We start from the raw sequence: 16,872 nt of genomic DNA on the forward strand, positions 1-16,872 counted from the left end.
GACGGATGCCGAAGGTCCACGGCCACGGGGCCGAACGGCCCTGTTCCCAGGGGCCGTTGGGCCATGAGCGGCACGCCGGACAGGTGGCCTCCCGCCGTGATTCCCGCGCCGGTGGATCATGAGGGCAGACGACGGAAGGCGGCGCATGTCCCAGGGCTCGGACAGACACGTCCCGAAGTGGCACCGGCTGGCGCCCGGTCTCGTCGCGCTCCTCGGCTACCGGCGGGCGTGGCTGCGGGGAGACCTGCTCGCCGGGGTGACCGTGGCCGCGTACCTGGTTCCGCAGGTCATGGCCTACGCGGGTGTGGCCGGGCTTCCGCCGGTCGCCGGACTGTGGGCGATCCTGCCGGCCCTCGCGATGTACGCCCTGTTCGGTTCCTCACGGCTGCTGTCGGTCGGCCCCGAGTCCACGACCGCCCTCATGACGGCCGCCGTGGTCGCCCCGCTCGCCGCCGGGGACGCCGGACGCTACGCGTCGCTCGCGGCCACCCTCGCACTCACGGTCGGGCTGCTCTGCCTGGCCGCCCGGACGATGCGCCTCGGCTTCCTCGCGGACCTGCTGTCCCGCCCCGTACTGATCGGCTACCTGGCTGGCGTGGCCCTCATCATGATGGTGGACCAGCTGCCCAAACTCACCGGGGTGCGGACGACCGGGTCGGCGTTCTTCCCCCAACTGTGGTCCTTCTTCGGCAACTTGACGGACGTCCACCTGGCCACTGTCGTCTTCTCGGCCGTCGTCCTCGTGTTCCTGTTCGCGCTGGTCCGTTACGTCCCCGCCGTGCCGGGCCCCCTGGTGGCGTTCGTCCTCGCCACCGTCTCCGTGTCGGTCTTCGACCTCGACGGCCGGTACGGACTCAAGGTGATCGGCGCGGTCCCGTCCGGCCTGCCGAGCCTCGCCGTCCCCGACCTGGGCGAGCTGCCGCACCTGGTGCTGCCCGCGCTCGGCGTGCTCCTGGTCGCCTACACCGACTTCATCCTCACCGCGCGTGCGTTCACCGACCCCGACGACCCGGGTCCAGGGCTCGACGCCAACCAGGAGTTCTTCGCCCTGGGCACGGCCAACCTGGGCGCCGGGATGCTGCACGGCTTCCCGGTGAGCAGCAGCGCCAGCCGCACCGCCCTCGCCTCCTCCGCCGGCGCCCGCAGCCAGGCGTACTCACTGGTGGCGGGGGCGGTGGTGCTCGCGGTGCTGCTCTTCCTGAGCCCGCTGCTGACGCACACACCGTCCGCCGTGCTCGGCGTGCTCGTCGTCTACGCCGCCGTCCGCATGATCGACCTCGCCGGCTTCCGCCGGCTGGCCTCGTTCCGCCGCCGGGAGCTGCTCCTGGCGCTCGGCTGTCTCGCCGGGGTGCTCGCCCTGGACATCCTGTACGGGGTGATCGTGGCCGTCGGCCTGTCGGTGGCCGAGCTGCTGACGCGGGTGGCGCGTCCGCACGACGCCGTCGAGGGACTCGTCCCCGGCATGGCCGGCATGCACGACGTCGACGACTACCCGCAGGCCCGGACGATTCCCGGTCTGCTCGTCTACCGCTACGACTCGCCCCTGTTCTTCGCCAACGCGGAGGACTTCCGCCGCCGCGCCCTGGCCGCCGTCGACGAACAGTCCGGCCCCGTCCGCTGGTTCGTCCTCAACACCGAGGCCAATGTCGAGGTCGACATCACCGCCCTCGACGCGGTCGACGAACTGCGCCGCGAACTGACCGGCCGGGACGTCGTGTTCGCCCTCGCCCGGGTGAAGCAGGATCTCCGGAACGACCTGAAGGCGTACGGCCTGCTGGACTCGGTCGGTGAGGACCTGATGTTCCCGACGCTGCCGACCGCCGTGGCCGCGTACCGCACGTGGCTCGCCCGTCAGTAGCCCGTCAGCAGGCGGACACGCCGAGGGCTGGACAGCCCGCCGCTCCCCCTCCGACAGCCTCCCTCCTCACTCTTCGGTGCCGTATGGCGCGATCGAGGGGCCAGGTGGCCCATGGCCTGCCCGCAGGGCCTGGCACAAGCTGGCCCTGGAAGTCCGTACACCGCTGTCGCGGAGGCACACCATGAACGCTTCCCTCACCCCCAGCCCCGGCATGCTGCGCGCACTGTCCGCCGAACACCGCCAGCGGCTCATGCGCGTCGCCCGGGAGGTGTCCGTGCCCCAGGGGGCACGTCTGTTCAACGAGGGTGGACGCGCCGACCGCTTCTGGATCATCCGCAGCGGCAGGATCGAGCTCGACATCCATGTGCCGGGCCGTCGAGCGGCTGTCATCGAGAGCCTCGGGTCCAACGAACTGGTCGGCTGGTCCTGGCTCTTCCCCCCGCACGTCTGGCATCTGGGCGCCGAGGCGACCACTCCGGTGCGGGCCTACGAGTTCGACGCCACGGCCGTCCGGTCCCTGTGCGAGGACGATGTGGCCCTGGGCAACGACGTCTCCCAGTGGGTCGGCGGGGTACTCGCCCACCGTCTCAGCGCGGCCAGGATCCGCCTCCTCGACCTGTACGCCCCGTACGGCGCCGGAAGCGCCGTCTGACCCGAACGCACCCGTGCCCCTCATCGAGGGCGAGGGCCTGGAGAGGCCGGTGCCGTCACCGAAGGTGTCGTCAGCCGTGCCTGCGGTGGCGGCGCGGCTGGTCCGCGCCGTCGAGGGAGTCGCGGACGTGGAACTCGGCCCACCCGGCACGGAGAGCCGTCTCCACCAGTCACCGGCCGGGGCCGTCTCCTCCGAGTGAGTGGGGCCGGTCGGCCCTAGTGCATCCGGCCTCGGCGCGTGATGATCGGCGTGACGGGGCAGCCGCCGTCTGTCCTCCGCCGGGGAACGAGGGGTCACCATGCCAGAGCCACGCACGTTCAGCGAGCAGAACCCGATCCGGGTGTTCCTGCTGGACGACCACGAGGTCGTCCGCCGCGGCCTGGCCGATCTCCTCGATTCCGAACCCGACATCTCGGTGATCGGCGACGCCGGCACCGTCGACCAAGCGCTCGCCCGAGGCCCCGCGCTGCGCCCCGACGTCGCCGTCCTCGACGTGCGCCTGCCGGACGGCGACGGCATCTCCGTCTGCCGGGAACTGCGCAGCCAGATGCCGGAGCTGGCCTGCCTGATGCTGACCTCCTTCGACGACGAGGAGGCCCTGCTCGACGCGATCATGGCCGGTGCCTCCGGCTACGTCCTCAAGCAGATCAAGGGCTCCGACCTCGTCTCGGCGGTACGCACAGTGGCCTCGGGCCAGTCGATGCTGGACCCCGCGACCACCGCCCGCCTGATGCGCTCGCTGCGGGCCGATCCGGCCGAGGCCCCGTCCGTGCCGTCCGAGCTGGAGAGTCTGTCACCGCGCGAGAGGGACATCCTGGCGCTGATCGGCGACGGCCTGACCAACCGCGAGATCGGCACGAAGCTCTACCTGTCCGAGAAGACCGTCAAGAACCACATCTCCCGCCTGCTGGCCAAGCTGGGCGTACAGCGCCGGGTCCAGGCCGCCGTCCTCGCCTCCCACCTGGGGCAGCCCGAGCCGACCGAACACCGGACCAGGTGAGAAAGGGCAGGCCTGCCGGGCCCACGCGACGGGCCGGACGACCACACCGGTCCCGCCCACACCCACAGGCCCACCGCAGGCGAGCCACACCCACCGCTGATCCGACGCACCCGCGCCCACTCCGGGCCGCATGACGCTTACCAGCCGGGTCAGTCCGCCAGGGCGGCCGGGCGTACGGCCTCCGGCCCGAAGCGTCGGCGGGCGCGGTCGGCGGCGGCTTCGGCCGCGCGGGCGCGGACATCACCAGGATCCAGAGAGAGCTGGCGGTAGGCACTCCGGGCCGGCAGCAGGCCTTCGGCACGCACAGTGAAGGCCCTCACTCGTGCCCGCTGCAGTCCCAGCGAGGCCAGCAGACCCAAGGCAGCTCCGGCAAGGGCGGGTGAGTGGGCGGTGGGCTCCGTCAACCCGCGAGTACGCGCGGTGGAGCTGCGGTCGGCGTACCGCACGGTGAGGGTGAGTCTGTTGGCGACCTGGCCTTCACCGCGCAGGCGTTGACCGATCTGATCGGCCAGTCCCAGGACCGCGCGGTGATGCTGTGCGGGGTCTAGGCAGTCCCGCTCCAGTACGAGGTCGGCGACCATGTGCGCCGCCGGTTCCGCGAGGGTGACCGGACGGGGATCCTGGCCACGCGCGCGCTCGGTCAGCAGCCGGGCGGGGCCCGCGCCGAGAAGCCGCTGCAGAGTCCCTCCGGGCAGGTCGACGACCTGCCCGATGGTGTGCAGGCCGTATCGGTTGAGCGTTTCCGCTGTCGCGCGCCCGATCCCGGGCAGCGCGGTGACCGGGCGGGGATGCAGCCAGTCGGCGGCCTGCCCGTCGCGGATCCAGGTGGTGTCTCCCGGCGCGGACGCGTCGGCCGCCATCGCCGCCAGCATGCGGTTGCCCGCGAGTCCGGCGCTGCTGTCGATGCCGTAGAACCCCTTGAGCCTCATCTTCACCAGCTGAACGGCGTCGTAGGGCGACAGATCGAAGTATCTGAGCGCCGACGTCAGGTCGAGCTGGACGGCGTCGGGCGGGACAGCCTGGACGTGAGGCGTGACACCGGACATCAGTTCGATTACGTCTGCGTACTGAGCCTCGCTCAGCGCGGCGTGCAGATGGAGGTGGGCGATGTGCCGCTGACGCGCGGTCGGCTTCGTGGTCATCCCGCGCTCCCCGGACTGGTGTGGCCGAACTTCTTTAGGTCGGCCGAGCGGGTACCGGCGGGTTGCAGATCGGCGTACGGGTGCAGCCGAGCCCCTGTCGTCCCGTTGGCCAGGGTCCGCCGCGGCTGGGCGGGGGTCGGGGACGGGCGGTCGGCGCCGAGGAGGGCGAGGGCGGCCTCGGGGCCGTTGTCGCGGCGGGCGGCGGCGATCTCGTCCAGGTCCCAGGCCATGGAGCCGACCACGGTACGCCGGGTGCCGCGCACCTGGACCGTGCCGCGCACCAGCAGCAGCCCGCTGTGGAAGACGGTGTACGCGCAGGCCGGATGCGAATCCTCGAAGAAGGCCAGGTCGACCAGGCCGGACCCGTCCTCCAGGGTCACGAAGATGACCCGCTTGCCGCTGGCGATCGGCGGAGTCTGGGTCGAGGCCCGCACCCCGGCCACGAGAACCTGCTGCCCGGCCCGCATCCCGGCCAGGTGGGCGGCATCGGTCGCACCGATCTCCCGCAGCAACCGGTGATGATGCTCCATCAGATGCCTGGAGACGTCGATGCCGAGGGTGTTCAGCTCGGCGCTGAGGGCCTCGCGTCCGGTCATCTCCGGCAGACCGCTCGGCTCCACTCCCCCAACAGCCCCTGTGGAGATGGGCAGTTGACCCGAACCAGCGGTCCGGTTGCGGGACTGCCGGTGCAGCTCGGCGATCTGGAGCAGCAGGTCACGCCGGGTGAGACGCCCGTCGTGCAGACAGCCCAGGGCGCCGATCTCCGCGAGGCGTTCGGCGACCGGACGGCTGAGGTGGGCCCGCTGCCAGAAGTCCGACAGCGATCCGTACGGCTGCCCCTCCTCGATCCGGGCGCACTCGTCCTCGCTGATGCCGTGTACAGCGGAGAGGGCGAGCCGTACACCCCACTGGTCTCCGTCGGTCTTCTCCACGGTGTGCTTCACCCGGGAGTGGTTGATGTCGACGGACAGGATCGGCACACCACGCCGGCGGGCGTCGGAGACCAGGACCCGCTTGGGCCACATCCCGGGGTCGTGTTCGAGCAGCCCGGCCAGCAGGAACGCCGGATGGTGCGCCTTGAGCCAGGCGCTCTGCAGGGCCGGCACGGCGAAGGCGACCGCGTGGGCACGGCAGAAACCGTACGCGCCGAAGGCCTCGACGGTCCTCCAGACCTCGTCCCGGACGGCCGCGCTGTAGCCACGCGCGCGTGCCAGGCCGTGGAACCAGTCCCTGATCGCGGGTAGCCGGCCCTTGTCACCGAGCGCCCGCCGGGCGATCTCCGCGAGGGCCAGGTCGCAGCCGGTCATCACATGCAGTGTCTCGATGATCTGTTCGTGCCAGATGGTCACGCCGTAGGTGTCGGCGAGCACCGGTTCCAGGTCCGGGTGGGCGTACGACGGTGTGCCGCCGTGCCGGGCGGCGATGTACCGCTCGGGCATGCCGCCGGCGACCGGCCCCGGGCGGAAGAGGCTGATGTCGGCGATGACGTCCTGCACGTCACGCGGCTGCAGCCTCGACAGAAGATCCTGTTGGCCGGGTGACTCCAGCTGGAACAGGCCGAGGGTCTGGCTGGCCTGGATGAGCTTGAAGGCGAAGACGTCGTCGAGCGGCACCTGCCGGGGGTCGTCGAGGTCGATGTGGTGGCCGGTGGTGCGCTCGATCTCGGCGACGGCATGGGCCATCGCGGACTGCATCCGCACGCCCAGGACGTCGAGTTTGATGTTGCCCAGCGCCTCGATCTCCTCCTTCGCCGCCATCGCCATGGGGTAGTCGCCCTGCGGCGTGGGCTGCACCGGCAGCCGGTCCAGGAGGGTCGCGTCGCTGATGACCACTCCGCAGGGGTGCATGGCCATGCCGTGGACGAGGGAGTCGAGGCCTTCCGCCAGCTCCCACAGCGGTCCGTACCGGTGCGCCTCGGCCGCCAGGCGCCGCAGTTCGGGCAGTTCGGCGAGGGCACCGGTGATGTCCGAGGCACGCAGGTGCGGGAAGCTCTTGGCGATCCGGTCGACCTCGGCCGGGGCGATACCCAGCGCGAGGCCGGTGTCCCTGAGCGCCCTGCGCGCCCGGTAGGTCTCGGGCATCGCGGTGACCGCGACCCGCTCCTTGCCGAACCGCTCGAAGATCGTGTCGTAGCACTCCAGGCGTCGGGCGGACTCCACGTCGATGTCGATGTCGGGCAGCGAGGCCCTGCGCACGCTGAGGAAGCGTTCGAACAGCAGGTGGTGGTCGAGCGGGTTCGCGGTGGCGATGTCCAGGGCGTGGCAGACCAGCGAGCCGGCGCCCGAACCGCGGGCCGCGACCCGGATGCCCTTGGCCCGGATGTCGGCCACCACCTGGCCGACGGCGAGGAAGTACGAGGCGTAGTCCAGCGTGGAGATCACCTCGAGCTCCTCGTCCAGCCGGCCCCGCGCCTCCGGGCTGCGGTCGAGGCCACGGCGGACCAGGCCCTCCTCGCACCGCCGGCGCAGCAACTGTGCGGCGCCGCCCGCTCGACGCTCGGCGCCGAAGAGCGAGGGTTCCGGGAAGTGCCGGGCGCCGAGGCCCAGGTCCGCCACCGGGTCGACGACGCACAGGGCCGCCGTGTCCATGGTGTCCGCCAGCAGGCGGCGGGCCCTTCGGACGTCCGCTCCGGCGCATTCGGCGACCATCCGCGCGACGGCCTCCATCTCTCTCCCGTCCTTGAGCCACCGCTGTCCACCGTCCAGGCGGCGCCGGTCGATGGGCCGCAGCAGCCGGGCGGCGTCCAGGACGTCGGCGAGGCGGTGCTGGTCGGGGTCGGCGTAGCGGACGGCGTTGGAGAGTACGGCCACGGTGTGGGTGCGGTCGGCCAGGGCGAGGGTGCGGGCGGCCAGGCGCAGGGATCCCGGACCTGCGCCGAAACGTTTCTCCCCTGCATCTACTGCATCTACGGCTACGGCTTCCAGGCGGACCCCCTCCCCGAAGATCTCCTTCCAGGGCGCCAGCAGCTTCGTCGCGACGTCCTCCCGGCCCACCGTCAGCGCCCGCACCGGCTCCGAGAGCGGGCCGAGCAGCACGGTCAGACCGGGACCGCCGTACGCACGCAGGGCTTCCCACGGCACCATCACCGGCGCCGCGCCGGACGCCGTACCGACATACGCGGCCGAGGTGATCCGGCACAGCCGCGCCCAGCCCTCCCGGTCCCGCGCGAGCAGCGTGAACCGCAGCGGCGGCTCGACCACATGGGCACCGCCACGCGCCGGGGTACGGCGTCGCCGGTCCGGGGGCGCCGGCGCGAGGGCGGCCACCGCCAGGTCGACGCCGAAGACCGGCCGCACCCCTTCCTTCGCGCAGGCGCGGGCGAACCGTACGGCGCCGGTGACCGTGTCCCGGTCAGTGAGGGCCAGCGTCCCCATGCCACGCTCGGCGGCCCGCCGGGCGAGTTGCTCGGGGTGGGCGGCGCCGTAGCGGGCGGAGTAACCGGACGCGACGTGCAGATGGGCGAAGCCCGTCATGCCGCACCTCCATCACGTCACTCCTTTTCGGCCACGCAATCGATCATCAGTTCGATGATCGACCGACAGTTGATTCGCACTTCCGTTCGATTGGTTCGTTCACTCTAACCCCATCGGCCCCGGTCAGCGACTTGATCAAGGGCGCGCCACGGGTACCCAAAGGCCCCAGATGCCGTCCTGGCCCCCGCATACAGCCCCACCGAAAAGCGGCCGAACAACGACCGAACAACCCCGCCGACGACCTCGCCGAACGGGTGGCTCCGCCAGCCGGACAAGGGAGAGCCCCCGCGCGCGAATCGCGTGCGGGGGCTCGCCTGCTGCTGCCGACGGCAGGGTCAGGCCGTGCGGAAACCCGATGGTGCCGTGGGACGGACGCGTGCCCTAGAAGACGTTGACGCCGTAGGCGCTCAGGGCCTCTGTGACGGGCTGGAAGAAGGTCGTACCACCGGAGGAGCAGTTGCCGCTGCCGCCAGAGGTCAGACCATAGGCGACGCCACCGTTGGAGTAGAGCGGGCCGCCGGAGTCGCCGGGCTCGGCGCAGACCGTGGTCTGGATCATGCCGTAGACGACATCGCCGCCGCCGTAGTTGACGGTCGCGTTGAGCGCGGTGACCCGGCCGCTGTGGATACCGGTGGTGGAACCGCGACGGTTGACCGTCGTACCCACGGACGGGGTGGCGGCGCTGGTGATGTCGACGTTGCCGACGCTGCCGGAGATCGAGCTCGTGGGGTAGCTGCTCGCGTACTTGACGATCCCGTAGTCGTTCGTCGGGAAGCTGGAGCCCGCGGTCGCGCCGAGCAGTGCCGTACGACCGGAGTTGGACCACCAGTTGCCCGCGCCGTCGGTGCAGTGACCGGCGGTCAGGAAGTAATAGGTCGAACCGCTGCGGACATTGAAGCCCAGGGAACAGCGCCAGCTACTCGCATAAATCGCGTCACCGCCGGAGATCAGCTTGGTGAACCTGCCCGGCGTCCGCTTGATGGTGATGGCCTCGGCGGTGCTGCCCGCCTGCCGCTTGATCTTCGCGATTTCCGCCCTGGAGACCGTGCTGTCTGCGGTGACGACAACACGGTTCGCCTTGGCGTCGATGGCCCAGGCGGTGCCCGGGATGTCGGCCTTGAGCACCGAGCTGCTCGTGGCGGCGAGCTGGGCGGTACTGAAGGTGGTGGCGTCGGCGGCGGTCGCGCTGGGGATCGCGACGGCGGCCGTGGCCACGAGTCCGGTGCTGACCGCGATCAGCCGGGTCCGTCTCGTGATGCCACTGGTGGGGGTGGTGCGCTTGATCCTCACTTGTCGTTCCTCCACAGGGGAAGTCGGGGGCCCGCGTGGGGTCGGGGCCCGTGAGGCGCAGTCAGGGACCGCTCTTTCCGGATGCGGACATGCTGTGACCCTGACAAGCGCTGGGTGGGAGTATTCGGCCGTTCGACCGGTCGACGCAAGGGCGCCTTTCGGCCTCACAGTGTTCAACCCCCCTACGATCCAGGGGGGTTGATCAAGTAACTAGGTGTCCTGGCGGAGCTCGCGTGCTCCTGCGGGCATCGTGCGCCCCTCGGCGTCCGGCGCGGCGACCCGCAGGAACTCGATCCGGTGCGTACCGACGAGTGAGAGGGGCCCATGGGGCGCCGACACCGTCTCGATGCGCCGTTCGTGCCACTGCTGCCACGCCTCGGCGGCGTCCGCCGTCATGAACTCACTCCAGCTCACTCCCTGGAAAACCGTGCGCCGCCATCGGCACACGCCCGGACCACGCGTCCTGTGCGTGGCCGTACACCACCTGTATGTCATCTTTACGAGGGCGGCGCTCAGTCAGCCCGTCCATACGGGTCGACCGCACCCGGCCCGCCCGAGGCCACCTTCACCGGGGCGAAGTCGGGCAGTGGACCCCCGGGGCGGAGAGATCGCCGCCCGTCCGCGGCCGGGTGGCCAGGACACTCCCCCGCGTCCCTGACCGACCGGGTGCACCGGTCCGCGAGAGGGGTCAGCCCCCGGGTGCTCCCCCGCTCCCTCAGGGTGCGGCGCCGGCGTTCCGTCGCCGAGCCGCTCCAGCTCGCGGCACTACTCGGCTCGGCAGGGACGCGCAGCCCGTTCGGATCGCGCCCCAAGTCCTGTACGGCAGCCAGCAGTTCGCCCCGTACGGCACACGTCGGTGTCGGCGGCCCGCCGCTGGGCACACGTACGTGGACGGCGGGCCCAGTGGTCGCGGAATCGCAGATCTCGCCGCCGAAGACAAAGGAGTGACCTGGTGTCAGCTGACCCTCGGAGGCGACTGGGCCCTTTCCCGAGCCCTCCTGAGCCTCCGTCAGAAAGCGGACAGGAGGCCCATTCACCCATACGTCCCAACGGTCACCCATACGCCACGAAGAATCATATTTCACTCTCAGTCAGCAGCCGAACACAACAACACCCTTGCGGGACGGGGGCTCTCGACGAAATGGTTGTGCACCAGTACCGTCACGAAACCCCCGCGCGGCGTCTATTCACTTGGCGCGCCATCCGCATCATGGATGACCATAGGGATGCGGAATGCATGAGAGACCGCTGTGAGAGGAGGCGTCCATGGGATCGGTACGCAAGGCGAGTGCCTGGCTTGGCCTCGTCGACGACAACGATGACGAGCGTTACTACGACGACGACTACTCCGAGGGAACCGAGCAGCCCGGCGATGCCTGGGTAACGGACCCCCGGGTCAAGATCGCGGGTGAGGTGGCCGAGGAGAAGGGCCGCCGCATCGGCACGGTCACCCCGGACAGCTTCCGGGACGCCCGCGCCATCGGCGAGCTCTTCCGGGACGGCGTCCCGGTCATCATGAACCTCACCGCCATGGAGGCCGCCGACGCCAAGCGCGTCGTCGACTTCGCCGCAGGCCTCATCTTCGGCCTGCGCGGCTCCATCGAGCGGGTGTCCAACCGCGTGTTCCTGCTGACCCCCGCCGACACGGAGATCATCAGCGGGGAGGCCCAGCCGCATCGGGCGGACGGCTTCTTCAACCAGAGCTGAGCAAGGCAGCTCACCGGCCCCGCCGTCCGTTGTTCAGGTCAGCGGAAGGCGTCAAGTCCGGTGAGCGCCTTGCCCAGCACCAGCTGGTGCATCTCGACGGTGCCCTCGTACGTGAGCACCGACTCGAGGTTCGTCGCGTGCCGCATCACCGGGTACTCGAGCGAGATCCCGTTGGCGCCGAGAATCGTCCGGGCCGTACGGCAGATGTCGATGGCCTCTCGTACGTTGTTGAGCTTGCCGAAGCTGACCTGCTCGGGACGCAGGCGGCCGGCGTCCATGCGCCGCCCCAGATGATGGGCGAGCAGAATCCCCTTGTGCAGCTCCACCGCCATGTCGGCGAGCTTGGCCTGCGTGAGCTGGAACCCGCCGATGGGCCGCCCGAACTGCTCGCGCGTCTTCGCGTAGTCGACCGCGGCCTCGAAGCAGGACCGGGCCGCCCCCATCGCACCCCAGACGATCCCGTAACGGGCGTGCGACAAACAGCTCAGGGGACCGCGAAGGCCGGTGACGTCCGGCAGTACGGTATCGGTGGGCAGCCTCACGTCGTCGAGCACCAGCTCACTGGTGACGGAGGCGCGCAGCGACCACTTGTGCTTGATCTCGGGCGCGGAGAACCCGGGGGTGTCGGTGGGCACGACGAAACCCCGGATGCCGTCGTCGGTCTGCGCCCAGACGACGGCCACACCGGCGACCGACCCGTTGGTGATCCACATCTTCCGCCCGTTGAGCACCCAGTCGCCGCCCGCGCCGTCACGCTTGGCGTACGTCCGCATGCCGGCGGGGTCGGAGCCGTGGTCGGGCTCGGTCAGCCCGAAGCAGCCGATGACGTCGCCGGCGGCCATCTGCGGCAACCAGTGCTGCTTCTGCTCCTCGCTGCCGAAGGCGTGGATGGCGTACATGGCGAGCGATCCCTGTACGGAGACGAGGGAGCGGATGCCGGAGTCGGCGGCCTCCAGTTCCAGGCAGGCGAGTCCGTACTGCACGGCGGAAGCACCGGCGCAGCCATACCCCGTGAGCGACATCCCGAGGGCGCCGATGCCGCCCAGCTCACGGGCGAGCCCCCTGATGTCCGGCAGCTCACCCTCCTCGAACCACCCGGCGACATACGGCAGCACGCGGTCCGCCGCCCAGCTCCGCACGGTGTCCCTGATCGCCAGGTCCTCCGCGTCGAGCAGGTCGTCGAGGCCGAGCGGGTCGGCGGGGTCGAAAGGGGGCAACTTCGCGAACACAGCCACAGGAGCCTCCGACAACTCAAACTAGCACCGCTAGTTACGTGCGGGTGAGGGTACGCCCGTGTACCCGGCCGTACAACCAGGACCAAAGAGTCTCCCGCCGTGTCGTCGGCGACCGTCCCGTCGTGGTCCGCCCCGGCCACCCGTCACGCACCCGCAGTCGCCGTTGCTCCCGCACCCCCACAGGAGAGGTCCGCCTCTCGAGTAACCGTCACGGGTGGTGGCTGGGTGGGAGATGTATGGCGTTCACACCGAGACGCGCGGCTCCGTCATCCCCCGGGGACCCGGCACCGCTGCCACCTCCCCGCCCCCGCACCTCATCACCCTCGGCAACCGCAACGCCATCACCGCCCCCAGCACCAACAACCCCGCGCTCACCAGCAACGTCACATGCAGCCCGTGCACAAACGCGTCCCGAGCCGCCGCCCGCAGGGCAACTCCGGGCGACCCCCCGAGCCGCCCGGCAACCTCGTACGCCTCGCCCAGTGAATGCCCTGCCGCGGCCGACGCCGACGCCGGAACCCCCGGCACCGACCCCACCCCAGGCGCGTACGCCGCGTTCATCACGCTTCCCAGGAGCGCGATCCCGATCCCCGCGCCCAACTGGTACGACGTCTCACCGATCGCCGCCGCCCCGCCCGCCTGCGCCGCCGGAGCCTCGCTCAGCATCGACTCGTACGCCGCGAACAGCGTCGTCTCCAGTCCGAACCCCAGCAGCACGAACCCGGCCAGCAACAACCCCGCGTTGTCCTCGCCGCCCATCGCCGTCAGCATCCCGACCGCCGCCGCGGTGAGACAGAACCCGGCGCACACCATCGCCCGAGGCCCGAACCTCCGCAGCAGCCGCGCCCCCACCAGCCCCGCCGCCATCGCCGCCACCGTCAGCGGCAGCAGCCGTAGCCCGGTCTCCAGCGGTGAAAGCTTCAGCACCAGTTGCAGATACTGCGCCGCGATCAGCTCGAGCCCGACCAGCGCGAGCATCGCCAGCACGATGCACCCCACGGACGTACTGAACGCCGGCCGCGCGAACATCCCCAGGTCCACCAGCGGATGCGTACGCCGCCGCTGCCTGCGTACGAAGAGAACGAGCAGCGCCACGCCCACCACCAGGGGAAGAACCGTGAAAAGGCTCCCGGCCCCGTCCCCGCCACCCAGCCGTTTCACGCCCAGCACGACCCCGAACAGCCCGGCCGCCGCCGTCAGCGCGCCGATCACGTCCCACGGACCGTCACTTCGCTCGCCGCGCGACTCGGGCAGTAGCAGCCGCCCGACCGGCAGGCTGACCAGCATCAGGGGGATGTTGACGAGGAAGACCGACCCCCACCAGAAGTGCTCCAGCAGAAAGCCGCCGAGCAGCGGACCGACCGCGGCGCCCACCGCGGCCACCGCGCTCCAGACCCCGATCGCCAGCGCCCGTTCGCGCCGGTCGGGAAAGACCTGGCGAAGGATCGACAGCGTCGCGGGCATGATCATCGCGCCGCCGACGCCCAGCAGCGCCCGCGCGAGGATGAGCGTCTGCGCGCTGCCGGCGAACGCGGCCATACCGGAGGCGACGCCGAAGAGCCCGTACCCGAGGAGCAGGATCCGTCTGCGGCCGACCCGGTCGCCCAGCGTGCCGAACAGGATCAGCAGCGAGGCGCAGACCAGCGGATAGATGTCGACGATCCAGAGGAGCTCCATCGCACCGGGCCGGAGATCCTCGCTGACGGCGGGCACCGCCACATGCAGCACGGTCGCGTCGACCGCGACGAGCAGCAGGCTCGTGCAGAGGACGAACAGGACGACCCAGCGGTTGGCGCTCGCCCCGGCCGCCCGGCGGCGCAGCGCGGCGGCAGCCCTGGTCGTCCCGGACATGTACGTACCTCCAAGGTTCCCTCGCGTTCGGCGGTCCGCGGGGTGGGGACTCCCCGGGGCTCCGGCCGAGGAGGAGCGGTTGTCCCCGGCCGCACGGCGAAAAGCGAGTGATCCAACAGCGTACGCGAGTTCGCAGCGGCGAAAAGTGGCGGACCTCTCACCCGCTCACGGAACCCATGTGTCCTCCACCACGCGTTTACCACGCATTCTGCGGGCCACACCCTCCGCGCCGACGACGTTCCGTACGCCGTCGATAATCGACCGGTGACAGCTCTTGATACCCGCCCGCTCCCGGCGCTTCCCACGCTCCGCCGAGCCGCGCCCGCCCTCCTCGGGTACGCGGCCGTCCGCGTGCTGGGCCTGCTCGCGCTGGCCCTGTGGAGCGCGGCGCGGGACAAGGACGCGTACAAACTGCTGACCGCCCGCTGGGATTCGCTGTGGTACGCCCGGGTCGCCGAGCTCGGCTACGGCTATGAGGTGCGCCTGCCCAACGGTGACGTGCACTCGAACCTCGCCTTCTTCCCGCTGCTGCCCTGGCTGGAGCGGCTCCTGGCGTCCGTCACGCCGATGTCGTACGCGGACGCGGGCTTCGCGATCAGCGCGGTCGCCTCACTCGCCGCCGCCTGGGGCGTGTTCGCGGTCACGGATCACGTCTACGGTCGCCGCGCGGGCGTCTGCGCCGTGCTGCTGTGGGCGGTGCTGCCGGTCGGGATCGTCCAGTCGATGGCGTACAGCGAGTCACTGTTCACGGCCCTGGCCGCCTGGTCCCTGTACGCGGTCCTCACCGGCCGCTGGCTGACGGCGGGCACGCTGGCTCTGCTGGCCGGTCTGACCCGCCCGGTGGGACTCGCGGTGGTGGCGGCCGTGTGGGCGGCGGCCATCGCCTCGTCCACACCCGGCCGGCGCCGCGTCCTCGGCATGCTGATCGCGCCGCTCGGCGCCGCCGGTTACGTCCTGTGGGTCGGCCACCGCACCGGCAGGGGCCCCCTCGGCTACCTGGATGTCCAGGCCGGCTGGCGCAACGGTTTCGACGGCGGCGCCGCCTTCGCCCGCTTCGTCGCCGACAAGTTCACGTCCTTCCCCTCGGCCCTGGCCGGGGTCGGGCTCATCGTCGGCGTGGGCCTGGTGATCTGGCTGTACGTCACCTGTGTACGGCAGCGCCAGCCGTTGCCGCTGCTGGTGTACGCGGGGGTCGTCACCGCCCTCGCCCTGTGCGCGTCGAGCTACTTCGGCTCGAAACCACGCCTGTTGCTGCCCGCCTTCCCCCTACTGCTGCCGCTCGCCCTGGCGTTGGCCCGGCTGCGTACCTCCAGGTCGGTGCTGGTGACGGGTGTGGTCGCGGTTGCCTCGGCGGTCTACGGGGCGTTCTGGCTGAACGGCTCCGGTCCGCCCTGACCGACCTCAGGGCGAATTCCGGACAACAGCCCGGTGAACCATTCCGAAAGGGCAGTAAAACAGCGCCGCCTCATGATCAATGGAAATGAAGGAAAACCCGCACGTCGAATAGGGATTCCAGCGAATTAAACATCATCCTGAGATCAATCCCACATCACATCGTCATTACAAAGACGCGGATTGGGCGGAGGACTGAGCTCACTCGCTGTAACGTCGATTGGGTGCGTACCGAACGAAACCTTGCCCGTCTGGACCGGGTGTTCGCGAGACTGGACCGGGAACCGGACCGGCCGGCCCTCGACGTGCCGAAGATGAGCCGGCACAGGATCGTGCTCCTTGCCGCGACCCTGGCCTTCTATCTCGCCACCGTGTGGGCCGTAGTGATCACCTCGTGGTTGGTCCGGCTCGACTGGCAGGTCATGTTCTTCCGCCCGTACCAGCAGTGGCCGGAGATCCACGCGTTCCTCGACTACTACGTGGTGCTCGGCCAGCGCGGCCCCACCGCCGTGATGATCGCGGCCTGGCTGGGCTGGCGCGCCTGGCGCCAGCACACGCTGCGCCCGCTGCTCGTGTTCGGCGCGGCACTGCTGCTGCTCAACATCACGGTCGGTGCCGCCAAGATCGGAATGGGCCGCCTCGGACCGCACTACGCGACGACCATCGGCTCGAACGAGATGGGCATGGGCGGGGATATATTCCCCAGCGGTCACACCGCGAACGCCGTGGTGACCTGGGGCATCCTGGCCTATCTGGCCTCGACCCCGGGGACCAGGCGCTGGCTGTCCGCGAGTTCGGCGCTGATGTCGCTCGGCGTCGGCCTCACCACGGTGTACCTGGGCACGCACTGGCTGAGCGACGTCGTCCTGGGCTGGGTCGCGGGTCTGCTGGTCCTGCTGGCGCTGCCGTGGTGCGAGCCGCTGATCACCCGCGCCGAGACCTGGCTGCTGGACGCGCGCGACCGCAGGCGTGCCCGTGGCCTCGACACCGCGCCCGTACCGGCCTCGGTCGGCACGGCGGCGCTGCTCAAGCCGCCCGCGACGGCCGAGGAGGAGGCGGCGGCCCGCGACAACACCACCCCGGCGGCCCGCTCGTCCCGGACGCCCGCGCACCCCCAACACCCCGCCCACCTGGCCCCGGGGCCGCACGCGAGCCGCTCGGAGCGGACCCCGGTCACCCCGGCCGGCAGCCGCCGCCCACCGCACGCGGACCGCGCCCCGCGCGCCACGGGCACGCCGACGACCCGCCCCCTGCCCGGCAACGGCTGAAGGT

General features: G+C 70.8%; 13 protein-coding genes. 7 read left to right on the top strand and 6 right to left on the bottom strand.

The genetic code is table 11. The features are described 5' to 3' along the window. The first annotated feature begins 145 nt into the window (after positions 1-145). The 4 genes from ADL01_RS14435 (at position 146) to ADL01_RS14450 (ending at position 3,510) form a co-directional block, all read left to right on the top strand. The gene (locus ADL01_RS14435; protein WP_053742378.1) at positions 146-1,858 is read left to right on the top strand and encodes a SulP family inorganic anion transporter; all 1,713 of its coding nucleotides are present in this window, start codon (positions 146-148) and stop codon (positions 1,856-1,858) included. Positions 1,859-2,039: 181 nt separating this feature from the next. Beyond that, positions 2,040-2,510: a cyclic nucleotide-binding domain-containing protein gene (locus tag ADL01_RS14440; RefSeq protein WP_053742379.1), complete on the top strand. Its 471-nt coding sequence runs from the start codon at positions 2,040-2,042 to the stop codon at positions 2,508-2,510. 13 nt (positions 2,511-2,523) lie between these two features. Further along, positions 2,524-2,709, top strand: a complete 186-nt coding sequence (locus ADL01_RS14445; protein ID WP_053742380.1) for a hypothetical protein — start codon at positions 2,524-2,526, stop codon at positions 2,707-2,709. Between the two features lie 99 nt (positions 2,710-2,808). Then, complete coding sequence (locus ADL01_RS14450; RefSeq protein ID WP_053742381.1) at positions 2,809-3,510, top strand: response regulator; 702 nt, start codon at positions 2,809-2,811, stop codon at positions 3,508-3,510. A 149-nt stretch (positions 3,511-3,659) separates the two neighbouring features. Here ADL01_RS14450 and ADL01_RS14455 read toward each other — a convergent pair whose 3' ends face one another. The 4 genes from ADL01_RS14455 to ADL01_RS14470 form a co-directional block, all read right to left on the bottom strand. Continuing rightward, positions 3,660-4,652, bottom strand: coding sequence for a DNA polymerase Y family protein (locus tag ADL01_RS14455; RefSeq protein WP_053742382.1), 993 nt, complete (start codon positions 4,650-4,652; stop codon positions 3,660-3,662). Continuing rightward, the gene (locus ADL01_RS14460) at positions 4,649-8,125 is read right to left on the bottom strand and encodes a DNA polymerase III subunit alpha (protein WP_053742383.1); all 3,477 of its coding nucleotides are present in this window, start codon (positions 8,123-8,125) and stop codon (positions 4,649-4,651) included. The genes ADL01_RS14455 and ADL01_RS14460 overlap by 4 nt, the downstream gene beginning before the upstream one ends. Positions 8,126-8,506: 381 nt before the next feature. Further along, the gene (locus tag ADL01_RS14465; protein ID WP_053742384.1) at positions 8,507-9,415 is read right to left on the bottom strand and encodes a S1 family peptidase; all 909 of its coding nucleotides are present in this window, start codon (positions 9,413-9,415) and stop codon (positions 8,507-8,509) included. Positions 9,416-9,625: 210 nt separating this feature from the next. After that, the gene (locus tag ADL01_RS14470; RefSeq protein WP_053742385.1) at positions 9,626-9,811 is read right to left on the bottom strand and encodes a hypothetical protein; all 186 of its coding nucleotides are present in this window, start codon (positions 9,809-9,811) and stop codon (positions 9,626-9,628) included. An 870-nt stretch (positions 9,812-10,681) separates the two neighbouring features. Between ADL01_RS14470 and ADL01_RS14475 the strand changes: the two genes are divergently transcribed. After that, positions 10,682-11,122, top strand: coding sequence for a cell division protein SepF (locus tag ADL01_RS14475; protein ID WP_053742386.1), 441 nt, complete (start codon positions 10,682-10,684; stop codon positions 11,120-11,122). Positions 11,123-11,160: 38 nt separating this feature from the next. Here ADL01_RS14475 and ADL01_RS14480 read toward each other — a convergent pair whose 3' ends face one another. Continuing rightward, a complete protein-coding gene (locus tag ADL01_RS14480) occupies positions 11,161-12,357 on the bottom strand; it encodes an acyl-CoA dehydrogenase family protein (RefSeq protein WP_053742387.1) in 1,197 nt (398 codons plus the stop codon). A gap of 243 nt (positions 12,358-12,600) precedes the next feature. Then, complete coding sequence (locus ADL01_RS14485) at positions 12,601-14,208, bottom strand: MFS transporter (protein ID WP_053742388.1); 1,608 nt, start codon at positions 14,206-14,208, stop codon at positions 12,601-12,603. A 264-nt stretch (positions 14,209-14,472) separates the two neighbouring features. On the opposite strand from ADL01_RS14485, the gene ADL01_RS14490 reads away from it, so the two are divergent. Both ADL01_RS14490 and ADL01_RS14495 read left to right on the top strand, forming a co-directional pair. Then, positions 14,473-15,603 (top strand): mannosyltransferase family protein, encoded by a 1,131-nt coding sequence (locus tag ADL01_RS14490; protein WP_053742389.1) that lies wholly within the window; start codon positions 14,473-14,475, stop codon positions 15,601-15,603. 221 nt (positions 15,604-15,824) lie between these two features. Beyond that, positions 15,825-16,868 carry a phosphatase PAP2 family protein gene (locus ADL01_RS14495; protein WP_053742390.1) on the top strand — a complete coding sequence of 348 codons (1,044 nt, stop codon included), beginning with the start codon at positions 15,825-15,827 and terminating at the stop codon, positions 16,866-16,868. Positions 16,869-16,872: the final 4 nt, after the last annotated feature.

The organism is Streptomyces sp. NRRL WC-3618 (assembly GCF_001280005.1).
Taxonomy (GTDB): domain Bacteria; phylum Actinomycetota; class Actinomycetes; order Streptomycetales; family Streptomycetaceae; genus Streptomyces.